This is a genomic window from Gaetbulibacter jejuensis (assembly GCF_039524015.1).
GTDB lineage: Bacteria > Bacteroidota > Bacteroidia > Flavobacteriales > Flavobacteriaceae > Gaetbulibacter_B > Gaetbulibacter_B jejuensis.
Window position 1 is genome coordinate 118649 of the sequence record NZ_BAAAGF010000002.1, and the last position, 12248, is coordinate 130896.

Here is a 12248-nt window from a genome sequence, read left to right on the forward strand (position 1 = left end):
AACATGCCTAAAATATTAATTATAGAAGACGAAGCAGCTATTAGAAGAGTATTGGTTAAAATACTATCAGAAGAAAATGACACTTATGAGGTTTTTGAAGCTGAAGATGGTCTTGTTGGAATTGAAAAGATTAAAAAAGACGATTTTGACCTAGTACTTTGCGATATAAAAATGCCAAAAATGGATGGTGTTGAGGTTTTAGAAGCTGTTAAAAAGTTAAAACCTGAAACTCCTATGGTTATGATTTCTGGTCATGGAGATCTTGATACCGCTGTAAATACCATGCGACTTGGTGCGTTTGATTATATTTCAAAACCACCAGATCTTAATAGGTTGCTGAATACTGTTCGTATTGCTTTAGATAGAAAAGAACTTGTGGTTGAGAACACTAGGCTTAAAAAGAAAGTGAGCAAAAACTATGAGATGATAGGTGAGAGTAAGGCGATTCTTCATATTAAAGAAATGATAGAAAAAGTGTCTGCTACAGACGCTCGTGTACTTATTACTGGACCAAACGGAACAGGAAAAGAGCTCGTAGCGCATTGGTTACATCAAAAAAGTGATCGTTCTAAAGGTCCTTTAATAGAGGTGAACTGTGCTGCAATTCCGTCAGAACTTATCGAGAGTGAATTATTTGGCCATGTAAAAGGTGCGTTTACTAGTGCTGTTAAAGACAGGGCAGGTAAGTTTGAAGCGGCTAATGGAGGTACTATTTTTCTCGATGAAATTGGTGATATGAGTTTGTCTGCTCAAGCTAAAGTTCTTAGAGCATTACAGGAAAATAAAATTCAGCGCGTAGGTAACGATAAAGACATAAAAGTAGATGTAAGAGTTGTTGCTGCAACTAACAAAGATTTGAAAAAGGAAATCGCTGACGGAAAGTTTAGAGAAGATTTGTACCATAGGTTAGCGGTAATATTAATTCAAGTGCCAGCCTTAAATGATAGGAGAGAAGACATTCCGTTATTGGTGGATTTCTTTGCCAATAAAATAGCGACAGAACAAGGCTCAACCAAAAAAGAATTCTCTGATAAGGCTATAAAACTGTTACAAGAATATGATTGGACTGGTAACATTAGAGAGTTAAGAAACGTAGTAGAACGTTTAATTATTCTTGGTGAAAAAATAGTGAGCGAAAATGACGTGAAGTTGTTTGCTTCAAAATAAAACCTAACCGTATGAAAAAAAACATTGATATCAACGATTTTAAGGTAACGCAAAACATTTCTTTAAAAAATGTAAGTACTACCTATGACCTTGGAGCTGATAAAGATAAGATTGAAGATGAAATGGAAGAGGTGTGCGAAGACCTTGCTGATATTCAAAATGCAATGTATGCGCATGGTAAATATGCTGTTTTAATTTGTATTCAAGGTATGGATACAGCAGGAAAAGACAGTATGATACGCGAGGTTTTTAAGGAGCTAAACGCAAGAGGTGTTGTGGTGCATAGCTTTAAAGTTCCAACCGAATTAGAGCTTAAACACGATTACCTTTGGAGGCATTACATTGCTTTACCTGCTCGTGGAAAGTTTGGAGTTTTTAATCGTACGCATTACGAAAATGTATTGGTAACAAGAGTGCATCCTAATTATATTTTAAATGAAAACTTGCCTGATGTTCATTCGGTAGAAGATGTTAACGAAGCCTTTTGGGATAAACGTTTTGAACAAATTAATAATTTTGAAAAACACATTGCTGATAACGGAACTATTATCTTCAAATTCTTTTTACACCTTTCAAAAGAAGAACAGAAAAACCGATTACTTCGTAGGTTGGAAAAACAAGAAAAGAACTGGAAATTTTCTCCAGGCGATTTAAAAGAGCGCAAACTTTGGGACAACTATCAAGAGTGCTATGAAGATGCTATTAATAGAACGTCTAAAGCACATGCACCTTGGTACACTATTCCTGCTGATGATAAACCTACAGCACGTTATATTGTAGCCAAAATTTTATACAATACACTGAAGCAGTATGACGATATCAAGGAGCCTGAATTAGATGATGACGTAAAAGAAAACCTTCATATTTACAAACAGCAATTAGAAAACGAATAAGTTTTTAAGTTTTCTTTTAGAGTTTAATGTCATTTAAAACTTATCTTTAGCTTTTTAAAACATTAACCATCTATGAGAAACATTTTATTTCTACTCAGTATTCTTGTATCCATTTCAGTAACTGCACAAGAAGATGCTGATAACATTAAAAAAATATACTCAACATCATTAACCAACGGAAAAAGCTACGAATGGTTAGACCATTTATCTAATCAAATTGGAGGTCGACTTTCAGGTTCTTTAAATGCTGAAAAGGCAGTTGAATATACTAAAGAAGAACTAGAAAAATTAGGTTTAGACAAAGTATGGTTGCAACCAGTTATGGTACCAAGATGGGTAAGAGGAGCACCTGAGTTTGCATATATTGAAACCTCTCCAGGAAAAACTACCAGTGTAAATATTTGTGCCTTAGGAGGCTCGATAGCAACTCCAAGTGGAGGTATAAAAGCTAATGTAGTTGAGGTTAAAAGTTTGGATGAATTAGAGACTCTAGGCAAAGAAAAAATAGAAGGTAAGATTGTATTTTTTAATAGGCCAATGCAAGCTGACTTAATCAATACTTTTGAAGCTTATGGAGGTTGTGTAGACCAAAGATATGCAGGAGCAAGAGAAGCAGGAAAGTTTGGAGCTGTTGGTGTAATTGTACGTTCAGTTAATTTAAGGTTAGACGATTATCCGCATACAGGAAGCATGAGTTATGGCGATTTACCTAACTCACAACGTATTCCTTCAGCAGCAATAAGCACTAACGATGCTGAGTTGCTTAGTAATATGCTAGGTTTAAATAAAGATATTAAGTTTTACTTCAGTCAGCATTGTCAACAATTAAAAGATGTGCAGTCTTATAATGTTATTGGAGAAATTACAGGTAGTGAATTTCCTAACGAATATATTATTGTTGGTGGTCATTTAGATTCATGGGATTTAGGTGATGGTTCTCACGATGATGGAGCAGGTTGTGTGCAATCTATGGATGTATTACGACTGCTAAAAGAAAGTGGTATAAAACCAAAGCGTAGTATTCGTGTGGTGTTGTTTATGAATGAAGAAAACGGACTTAGAGGAGGACGAAAATATGCTGAAGTTGCAAAGGCAAAAGGCGAGAAGCACGTTTTTGCTTTAGAAAGTGATTCAGGTGGATTTACACCTAGAGGCTTTACTTTTGATTGCAGTGATGCAGTTTTTAATAAAGTTTTAGGTTGGAAAGAACTCTTTAAACCCTACTTAATTCATTATTTTGAAAAAGGAGGAAGTGGAGCAGATATTGGACCTTTAAAAGATGATAATATTGTATTAGCAGGTTTAAGACCAGATTCTCAACGTTATTTTGATCACCATCATGCTGCTAATGATACTTTTGAGCATGTTAATAAAAGAGAGCTAGAGCTTGGTGCTGCAACAATGACTGCTTTGGTATATTTGTTTGATAAATATGGTACTGAAACAATTACAGATAAAACTGAGTTGAAAGATTAATAGCTTATAAATGTTTTTAAAACTCTGAATTTAAGACGAGTAAGAGTAAAAATTTTATATATTTATTATATGTATAAAATCAACCACTATGAAACTCGTGCTATTTTCACTAGGTTTATCTTTAATCATAACCACTATTGGAATTTTCTTTGATGAAGATAAAAAGTCAAACGACACAACTCCCGATGAAGAAGGGAAAAAATCAAAGTTCATTTTTAATAAAAGTAGTTTAACAACTAAAAATATTCTTTTGTTTGCAGTTAATGTTGCTGCATTGGTTGTGTCCTACATAATGATACAAACTGAAGCAAATGAGAATGATGATTTAAAGAAAAACATTAGTCAGTCCAAATCACTTTTAAATGAAGCAAATGAAAAATTAAACAATCAACAAGCTCAAATATTTTCTGGTTTTGAAAAGCTTAAAAAGCAATTGGATAGACAAGGTAGTAAAACAAATGCTATTAGTAATTCAATATCTGAATTGACCGAAAACATAGAAGCCTACTCTTCATCATCTAAAAATCTAATGAGTTCGCTTAATCGGTCACTTACAATTAAAGATGTTGGAACTAAAGCAAAATTAATTCCAGAGTTTTCTATTCCTGTTGGTGAAAAATCGGCTTTAACTATTGATGGTAAAAACCAAATAGCAGTTTATAGTGAGACTAGTAGATATTCTTATTTTATACTAAATGGTAAAAGACAGAAGCTATATCCTGCTCAAGAAATACCATTTACTGATGAAAATGGTATTGAACAAATCTTGGTTTATCATGGCGTAATAAATGAAAAACATAATTTTACAATAAAATCAAAGTAACCTTTTAAATCAATGAAAAAGATAAGCATTACTGCACTTTTAATTTTTGTATCTATAAATGTGAAAGCACAAGATAATTTACCTTATTACGAAATCCCTGAATATTCAGATACTTACACAGCAGGAACTGTAGCCGCAAGAATGATAGATGGTTTAGGGTTTAGGTTTTATTGGGCTACAGATGGATTGACAGAAGAGGATTTAAGTTATAAACCTATTGGTGGCTCACGCTCTACAGGAGAAACCGTTGATCATGTTTTAACACTTTCTTATGTGATTTTAAGTGCAGCTTTACATCAACCATATGATAAAAAAGACACCTCACAATTAAGTTTTGAAGAAAAACGTAAACAAACATTAATCAATTTAAAAACAGCTGCTGATATTTTAAGAGCTAGTGATGATGTATCAAAATTTGTTATTGTTTTTGGAGAAAGAGAAAATCCTTTTTGGAATGCTATTAATGGCCCAATTGCCGATGCAATATGGCATTCAGGACAAATAGCATCTTATAGAAGAACTTCAGGAAATCCAATAAATTCTAATATTAATCATTTTACAGGCACTGTGAAAAGTAATTAGTTTACTAAGGCTGTAATTTCACTAGCTATATGTTTTATTTTTTCGCGAGTAATAGGTTTAATAATGTAGTTTGAAACGTTTTGGTACTCGTTAGCTTTTTGAATATCGTTAGGATCAATTGAGGAACTAACAATAAAAATGATAATTTTCTTTTTGGTTTTGTGTTTTACAAACTCGTCAAGAAACTGCCATCCATCCATAATAGGCATATTCAAATCCAGTAAAATAAGTTCAGGAAGTTCTTCTTCATTATTAGCTTTCATTAATGGCGTTAAGTGATTTATAGCATCTTCTCCATTAGAGAATACTAAAATGTTTTGACAGATTTTTTCCTTATCGAACATCTTTTTTGTTGTAAAAACAAAAATAGGATCGTCGTCTATTATGTATAGGGTGTTAATTGATTTCATGTTTTAAATGTAGTAAAAATGTTGTACCAATACCTACTTCACTTTCAACTTCTATTTTTCCACCTATTGCTTCTACCTGATTTTTGGTTATAAATAACCCAAGACCTCTAGAATCTTTGTGCTTGTGAAAGGTTTTGTACATTCCAAATAATTTTTTTCTGTGTCTGTTTAGGTCGATACCCATTCCATTGTCTTCAATTTTTAAAACAAGATATTGGTTATCGTCAGTAAAACTAGTGCTGATATTAATTTTTGGAGTAACATCAGGCTTTCTATACTTTATACTATTGCTAATAAAATTTAAAAGAATGCTGTCTAAATAAGCAGGTACAGTATTTATGATAAGATGTTCTGGTACATTATTGATTATGCTTCCATCATTTTCTAAGATGTGTGCTTTTAAGCTTTCTTTTGTTTTGTTTATGGCTTCATAAAGATTGGTTGGTGTTAAATCTTCATGCAGTTTTGTGTTTAAAATAGCAACTTGGTTAAGGTTTTCTACCGTTTCACTTAAATTATTAACTGCAGTGTCAACTAGAGGAAAATAGCTATTATCAGTAGCTTCAGGTTCTTCGTGTTTCATCAAGTCTAGTAACATTTCTAAGTTACCAGAATGTGAACGCAAATTATGCGAAACTATGTGAGCAAAGTTTAATAATCTTGAGTTTTGGTCTTTAGTGATTTCTAAAAGGGTGTTAACTTTTTTTTCAGATTCTTTTCGTTTAGTAATATCATTTATTTGAGCGACTAGGTGAAGAGGTGTGCCATCTTCATTACTAACTAAAGATACACTAAGACTAGCCCAAATTATACTTCCATTTTTATGAAGATATCTTTTTTCTATCTGAAAATTTGAGATTTCATTACTTAATAATTTTGCAAATTTTTTATCTCCTAAAGTAGTGTCTTCTTTGTGAGTTATATCTTTAAAATTAAAAGTTTTAAACTCATCAGTAGTATAACCTAGTATGTTTCTTAAGCTTTGGTTTACCCTAATGAATTTACCCTCTAAACTTACAATAGCCATTCCAATGGAGGCACTGTCAAAAGTTTTTCTAAACTGTTGTTCTCTAAGTGCAACCTTTTTTTGAGTTTTATTTTTCTCAGTAATGTCTTGAAATAGTCCTTGAACTTTTACGCATTTTTCATTCTCTAATACAGGAAAACCAATAGCGCGAACCCATTTTTCTCGACCTTTAGCACTTACAAGTTCTAATTCTACGTCATAAGGTTCTCCTTGCTCAATACATCTATTGAAATAGTAAGTTATTTTATCTCTAGAGTAGCCTTCTTTGTAAAAATCTAGTGCTTTTTCAAGTTCTATATTATAGGATTTTCCAACATCATGAATTTCTCTGGTTATATCACTCCATTGAATTTCATAAGGTTCTAGTAATACTTGCCATGTTCCAATTTTTGCAGCTTTCTGAATAAAATCGAGAACTTGCTGAGAGTCGTTTACATTGAATTGCATATATAGCTATTAGTTTTAAGGTATTATTGGGATAATTCAAATATACAATTTGAAATGAAATTTGCAATTATACCGTTACTAATAACTTAATGGTTTTGATTACTTAACAATGTTTGAGTATGCTTCTTAAACATTTAATCGGTCTTTTTACGTTTAATAAATCTTATAACAAAGAAAATAGCACTTAGTAAACCTATAAAAACAGCTGTAGCTATCATTTCTTTATTAGAAAGATTAGATAAGAAATATATAATAATGCCAATTGATAGAATTGGAACAGTTAGTCCACCAGGAATTTTAAATTCACCAGCCTCAGATTTTTTAGTTTTCCTAAGTTTTATAACTGAAAGTGCTACACCCAAGTAAAGTAAAAGAATAGAGCTAGTAGCAATAATTACAAGTTGTTCAAAACTTCCTGTAGATGCAAATAAAAACACCAAAAAACCATGTACAATAATTGCAATGTATGGTGTAGCAAATTTAGGGTGGATTTTAGCTAGTGGTTTTATAGGAATAACTTTGTCTCTAGCTAAAGCATAGATTACTCTTGGTGAGTTTAGCAAGTCGCCACTAACCATACCAAACATTGAAACAGCGGCTCCAATGGTAAGTAAAACATAACCAAATGTTCCCATTGATATTTTTGCGGTTTCAGCTAGAGGTGTTGCTTTGTGGTTTACTAAATCAGTTCCAAGAACACCTTGCGACACCGTTTGAATAAGAATATATAATACTACTACAGAGCCTATGCTTAAAAAAATTGAACGAGGTATTGTACGTTTAGGGTTTTTAATTTCTCCACCAACAATTAACCCAGTTTCACAACCTAAAAAAGCAAAAAAGAGAATTAATGAGGATTCACCAAGTTGATCTAAGGTAGGTAATGTCTCAATATGCAAATTAGACACTGATATGTTTTTAAGCCCTAAAACCACTAAAACAATTAAAGGAATAACTTTTAAAAGTGTGTTGATTTTTACCAAACCAATACCTTGTTTTATACCTCTTACATTAATTGTAACCAGTAATACATACACTATAAGTAACGAAAGAACTCTGTAAGAAGTTAATTCAAACAAAGGGTTGAATGTTGCTATAATATTTAATAGCGCATTAGCTACTGCTGCAGAAGCAAGTATATTACTACCTGAAGCAAAAATACCTGCAAGAAAACCTGCATAATCACCAAAAGCGGTTTCAATGTAAGTGTAAGGACCTCCAGTATTATTTACTTTACTTCCTGCTTCAGCAAAGCAGAGTACTATTAATGCAATAAGAATTCCACAAAAGATGTAAGAAAAAATACTTGCTGAACCCATAATGCCAGCAATTACAGCAGGAAGAGCAAAAATTCCAGCTCCAATCATAATGTTCATTATATTGGCAGATAACCCAAAAACACCAATGGAGCGTTTTAAGCCTTCATCTTTTTTTATCATAGATTTAATTTAATTAAAAGTAAATTGTTGTTTTCAAAGTAAAACGAATGAACGCGTAATTGTTGCATGTTTCACATAAGTATTATAATTAGTGCTGTTAATTATAAGACTTTGGGTTTTGACTTAAAGATACTACTTTTTAAAATTGAAAATAAATAAACTGCTCTCCACTACCTTGTGCAATAACGATAAGGAAAAACATAATAGCCCAAACCAATCCTAAAACCCAAGGTTTGGTTTTTAATGAAACCTCTTTCATTGAAGTATTTCGCATCATCCAATGACATATAAATAACAAGGTAATGAGAGAAAAAACCTTGATGATTTCGAAACTTTGTAAAATCTTTTCACCATCATTATTCACAAATAGCATTGAGGTTATTATGTTTTTAGCAGTTGAAAACTCTCTGGCTCTAAAAAACACCCAAGTAAAGTTAACAAGCGTATAAGTTAATAGTGCTAAAAAAATACCATTGTACTTATTAATTTTAACATGTATTTTGTTTTTAAGTAAGCGTTCTACAACAAGATAAATTCCATGCAACGCTCCCCAAACAACAAAAGTCCAAGCAGCACCATGCCATAAGCCACCTAGTAGCATAGTTAGCATTAAAGCTATGTACATTCTTGTAATGCCATATCTATTACCACCTAAAGGAATATATAAATAATCTCTTAACCAACTTGATAATGAAATGTGCCAACGTTTCCATAGCTCAGAAAAACCAATGGAAGCGTAAGGATACCTAAAGTTATCTGGTAAAACGATACCAAGCATTAATGCAATACCTATAGCACAAGTTGAGTATCCTGCAAAATCAAAGAAAATTTGACCAGAGAAAGCCAAAGTACCAGTCCATGCATCTAAAGTGTTTAGAATTGCTTTTGAACCAAATATTTCATCAGAAGTGTCGGCCAATAATGTGTCAGCTAATACGACTTTTTGAAACAAACCAATCGTCAACAAAAAAACACCCCAAATAAACTGGTTTGTAGTAGCCTTTTTTTCTTCATAAAATTGAGTGATTAAATCTTTAGCTCTAACTATAGGTCCTGCTACTAATTGTGGGAAAAAAGTAACATATAAAGCAAAGTCTAAAAATGTTCTAGCAGGTTCAATCTTTTTATAATACATATCAATGGTATAAGACATGGTTTGAAACGTATAAAACGAAATACCCATTGGTAAAATAATATCCATTGGTAGAGCTTGATATTCAATGCCAATAGTATTGATAATCGAAGTGAAATTTTCTAGTAAAAAATTACCGTATTTAAAAAATGCAAGAAATCCTAAATTTACGGTCATACTTAGTAATAGCCACATTTTTCTTTTCTTTTGATTCTCTTCAATAGCTAGTTTTTTTCCTGCTGTCCAATCTACAATAGTTGATATCCATAGCAGTATGACCAAAGGAGGATTCCATAGACCATAAAAAACATAGCTAGCAAGAAGAAGCATTCTTTTTTTACCAGCCCAATTGAATAGTTTTAAATAATAAAGTGCTAAAACTACAGTTAAAAACACAATGAAACTTAATGAGTTGAATAACATAGTTAGTTGGTTTTAGAGTTAAATAAAGCTCCTTCAGCTTTCATGATTTTCACTAATTCGGTTGTGAAAAATCGAGCATCGTCTGCCGATAAATGAGATAATTCAGGGCATTTTAGGTTTTTAAACTGGTCGTAGTCCTCATAATAATACGCTTTTGCATTTGTAGCTTTAACAAGAGGCTCCCAAAGGTCTGCACGCGACAAAAACTTGTCTTCGCCTTCTTTTATCCAGCCACTGGATGGACATCTCAATAAAATTAAATTCCCACCTCGTTCTATAAATTTCTTAGCATCTGCAACAAAAAAATTAGTTGTTGCTTCTACGTCAGGTGGATTGTTGTTACCCATTATTACAAATTTCCAAGCTGCAATTATGGTATTTGCAAATGCGGTATCAGTAGCAGTTTTTTCACTCATCACATTATTTCTGTCCTCATCCATATATGAAAAAGCCTCAAAAGGAGGATACTGAGGTTTGCCTGTTCTGTTTCCTGAATTAAAGTTGTTTAATAAAGATTTTAAATCAATATCGTCAGACCAACCTTCTTCACTTGTTGATACTAATACTAAGTTTTTTTGAAGTGGTAAAGAAAACCAATGGTTTAAGCGTTGCGCATAAGTTCGGTCTTTGAAATAGTCGACTCTAGCTTGTGCTCGTTTCCAAGGTCCAGCTTCTGGGTAAGTCGTTGAAAAGAATAACCCAGGAGTTACACCAACTACAACAGTGCCTTTAAAATCTGTGTTATTTACAATGTCATGAAAAATAGGTAGAGGAGATGTACCAGCACTTGCTAATTGTATGGGTCTTACTCCAGTTTCGGCTTCCCATTCATTAAGCTGAATATCAAATAAAACGCGAGATGATCCTGTAAGCACAACATCATTGCTGGTTAGTTTGTCTACTTTAGCTCTTTGTACTGCCCAAAGGTCTTTATTGTCATCTAAATCTGGGGTTTTACCTTGAGATCTCCAATAGAGTTCCCATGAGGTTACTGCAATAATGCTTAAGGCAATTGCAATAAAAAGGGATTGTTTTAGATTCATTTTTGGTTGGTTTTAGCTTTCAATAGTCTTCCAATTTTAAGTTGTTATATTTCAGAAGGATTCATAAAAATGACGATATCACAGCCTTTTGTGAAACTGTTTAATGCAGATTTTATTGATGAATCTAGTTCACAGACATAAAGATTTTCGGCATGTTCTAGTTCCATTAAATGATGATAGTTTTCTTTCTTTTTAATGTCTAAAGTTGAAATTTTCACATCAAAATTTTGATTTAAAAATAGGGATACAACATTGTCATCTATGTATCCTGAACCACCTATGATACCTACTATTTTCATGTTGGGTTATTTGGTTTAATGTTCTACTTTTTTTAATCCAAAGATGTTCAAAACTTGTAGAGATGTAATCGCATTCTGTTGGTTGACGACCTGATAAAATACCTGAAGCTATTATTTTATTTTCACTAACAACTTTTAACTCTAGACTAGTGATTTCAATTTGTGTCCATTGGTTGATTAAAACAGCTTCTAGCGTTATAAAGCTTCTGTTATTTAGGTTTGCGGTCTCAGTTCTCAAAAACTCCCAACCCATTAACTGTTCTAGAGTTTGTAAATGAATTGATGATTGTTTGTTGTCTTGTAATGAGTTGTAATACTGTGTTATGGAGTTTAAGTCTTTATTGTTTATTGTTGATTGAGAAAACCCAAAGTTTGATAGTAACAGTAAAGCTGAGTATAGAATTATTTTACCCATTATTTTTGTGATTTTGTATTACTTAAGGTAGATGCAATGGTTATAAGATCAGCTCTATAAATATTTAACACTAAACTTTAATGATGTTTTACTTATAACCATTGATTTAGTCATCTCCACCAAAACTAAAATCTACCTTTTTGTGAGTTGGTTATTTAGAAGCTTCAGCTTCTTCTTTCGACAATTCTTTTTTACTAGCTTCAATAGCTTGAAGTTCTAAGATAACCTCTGTTGGATCCCAGTAACCTAATTGTCTTACAATTTTACCATCAGCAAATCTATAGGTAAGATGAACAGGCATTGTAATTTCTTTACCAGTTTCTTTCATTGTACCTTTCCATTCTAGCCAACAGTTTACCCAAGTTTCGCCATCGTCAGTTACTACCATTTCATATTCTGGATCATTGTCGGTAAACCCTCTGCTAGAGTAGTAATTTTCATTAGCTTTATGAAACGACATGGTTTCTTCTACAGTCATAAACTTATCAGAGTTGAAGTAAGTTTTACAAGTGTCAGCATAAAAGCTGGTATCATAATTCTTGGCATTGTATTGCTGTATCGCTTTTTTTACTGTTTCAATTTCAGGCGACTGTTGTGTGTAGCGTTTGCTTTGTTCTTGGCAAGCTGTAAATAAAACTAGTACAATACTTAAAATAAATAGCTTTTTCATTG

13 protein-coding genes are annotated in these 12248 nt (G+C 32.5%); 5 read left to right on the forward strand and 8 right to left on the reverse strand.

Annotated features, from left to right (window positions below; all coding sequences use genetic code 11):
* Nucleotides 1–3 precede the first annotated feature (3 nt).
* The 5 genes from ABD011_RS07125 (at nt 4) to ABD011_RS07145 (ending at nt 4941) form a co-directional block, all read left to right on the forward strand.
* A complete protein-coding gene (locus ABD011_RS07125; protein ID WP_129761614.1) occupies nt 4–1167 on the forward strand; it encodes a sigma-54-dependent transcriptional regulator in 1164 nt (387 codons plus the stop codon).
* Between the two features lie 11 nt (nt 1168–1178).
* The gene (locus tag ABD011_RS07130; RefSeq protein ID WP_343796987.1) at nt 1179–2060 is read left to right on the forward strand and encodes a PPK2 family polyphosphate kinase; all 882 of its coding nucleotides are present in this window, start codon (nt 1179–1181) and stop codon (nt 2058–2060) included.
* Between the two features lie 72 nt (nt 2061–2132).
* Entirely contained in the window at nt 2133–3536 is a 1404-nt protein-coding gene (locus ABD011_RS07135; protein ID WP_343796989.1) for a M20/M25/M40 family metallo-hydrolase, read from the forward strand.
* An 88-nt stretch (nt 3537–3624) separates the two neighbouring features.
* Nucleotides 3625–4359 (forward strand): hypothetical protein, encoded by a 735-nt coding sequence (locus tag ABD011_RS07140; RefSeq protein WP_262732600.1) that lies wholly within the window; start codon nt 3625–3627, stop codon nt 4357–4359.
* A gap of 12 nt (nt 4360–4371) precedes the next feature.
* Complete coding sequence (locus ABD011_RS07145) at nt 4372–4941, forward strand: DinB family protein (RefSeq protein ID WP_343796992.1); 570 nt, start codon at nt 4372–4374, stop codon at nt 4939–4941.
* Here the strand turns inward: ABD011_RS07145 and ABD011_RS07150 are convergent.
* The 8 genes from ABD011_RS07150 to ABD011_RS07185 form a co-directional block, all read right to left on the reverse strand.
* Nucleotides 4938–5351, reverse strand: coding sequence for a response regulator (locus ABD011_RS07150; protein WP_343796994.1), 414 nt, complete (start codon nt 5349–5351; stop codon nt 4938–4940). The two genes, ABD011_RS07145 and ABD011_RS07150, sit on opposite strands and share 4 nt — an antisense overlap.
* Entirely contained in the window at nt 5338–6825 is a 1488-nt protein-coding gene (locus tag ABD011_RS07155; protein WP_343796996.1) for a PAS domain-containing sensor histidine kinase, read from the reverse strand. The genes ABD011_RS07150 and ABD011_RS07155 overlap by 14 nt, the downstream gene beginning before the upstream one ends.
* Nucleotides 6826–6959: 134 nt before the next feature.
* On the reverse strand, nt 6960–8264 hold the full coding sequence (locus ABD011_RS07160) for an APC family permease (RefSeq protein ID WP_343796998.1): 1305 nt from the start codon (nt 8262–8264) through the stop codon (nt 6960–6962).
* Between the two features lie 139 nt (nt 8265–8403).
* The gene (locus ABD011_RS07165; protein WP_343797000.1) at nt 8404–9819 is read right to left on the reverse strand and encodes an MBOAT family O-acyltransferase; all 1416 of its coding nucleotides are present in this window, start codon (nt 9817–9819) and stop codon (nt 8404–8406) included.
* Nucleotides 9820–9821: 2 nt separating this feature from the next.
* On the reverse strand, nt 9822–10862 hold the full coding sequence (locus ABD011_RS07170; protein WP_343797002.1) for a hypothetical protein: 1041 nt from the start codon (nt 10860–10862) through the stop codon (nt 9822–9824).
* A gap of 44 nt (nt 10863–10906) precedes the next feature.
* Entirely contained in the window at nt 10907–11161 is a 255-nt protein-coding gene (locus ABD011_RS07175) for a Rossmann-fold NAD(P)-binding domain-containing protein (RefSeq protein WP_343797004.1), read from the reverse strand.
* Nucleotides 11118–11576, reverse strand: a complete 459-nt coding sequence (locus ABD011_RS07180; RefSeq protein ID WP_343797006.1) for a hypothetical protein — start codon at nt 11574–11576, stop codon at nt 11118–11120. Before ABD011_RS07180 ends, ABD011_RS07175 begins: the two co-directional genes overlap by 44 nt.
* Before the next feature lie 151 nt (nt 11577–11727).
* A complete protein-coding gene (locus ABD011_RS07185) occupies nt 11728–12246 on the reverse strand; it encodes a nuclear transport factor 2 family protein (RefSeq protein WP_131507782.1) in 519 nt (172 codons plus the stop codon).
* Nucleotides 12247–12248: the final 2 nt, after the last annotated feature.

Bases quoted from the DNA above. Each gene is read 5' to 3' on its own strand.
- ABD011_RS07165 (WP_343797000.1), bottom strand. From the start codon at position 9,819: ATGTTATTCAACTCATTAAGTTTCATTGTGTTTTTAACTGTAGTTTTA.
- ABD011_RS07180 (WP_343797006.1), bottom strand. From the start codon at position 11,576: ATGGGTAAAATAATTCTATACTCAGCTTTACTGTTACTATCAAACTTT.
- ABD011_RS07130 (WP_343796987.1), top strand. From the start codon at position 1,179: ATGAAAAAAAACATTGATATCAACGATTTTAAGGTAACGCAAAACATT.
- ABD011_RS07175 (WP_343797004.1), bottom strand. From the start codon at position 11,161: ATGAAAATAGTAGGTATCATAGGTGGTTCAGGATACATAGATGACAAT.
- ABD011_RS07170 (WP_343797002.1), bottom strand. From the start codon at position 10,862: ATGAATCTAAAACAATCCCTTTTTATTGCAATTGCCTTAAGCATTATT.
- ABD011_RS07135 (WP_343796989.1), top strand. From the start codon at position 2,133: ATGAGAAACATTTTATTTCTACTCAGTATTCTTGTATCCATTTCAGTA.
- ABD011_RS07155 (WP_343796996.1), bottom strand. From the start codon at position 6,825: ATGCAATTCAATGTAAACGACTCTCAGCAAGTTCTCGATTTTATTCAG.
- ABD011_RS07160 (WP_343796998.1), bottom strand. From the start codon at position 8,264: ATGATAAAAAAAGATGAAGGCTTAAAACGCTCCATTGGTGTTTTTGGG.
- ABD011_RS07145 (WP_343796992.1), top strand. From the start codon at position 4,372: ATGAAAAAGATAAGCATTACTGCACTTTTAATTTTTGTATCTATAAAT.
- ABD011_RS07140 (WP_262732600.1), top strand. From the start codon at position 3,625: ATGAAACTCGTGCTATTTTCACTAGGTTTATCTTTAATCATAACCACT.
- ABD011_RS07185 (WP_131507782.1), bottom strand. From the start codon at position 12,246: ATGAAAAAGCTATTTATTTTAAGTATTGTACTAGTTTTATTTACAGCT.
- ABD011_RS07125 (WP_129761614.1), top strand. From the start codon at position 4: ATGCCTAAAATATTAATTATAGAAGACGAAGCAGCTATTAGAAGAGTA.
- ABD011_RS07150 (WP_343796994.1), bottom strand. From the start codon at position 5,351: ATGAAATCAATTAACACCCTATACATAATAGACGACGATCCTATTTTT.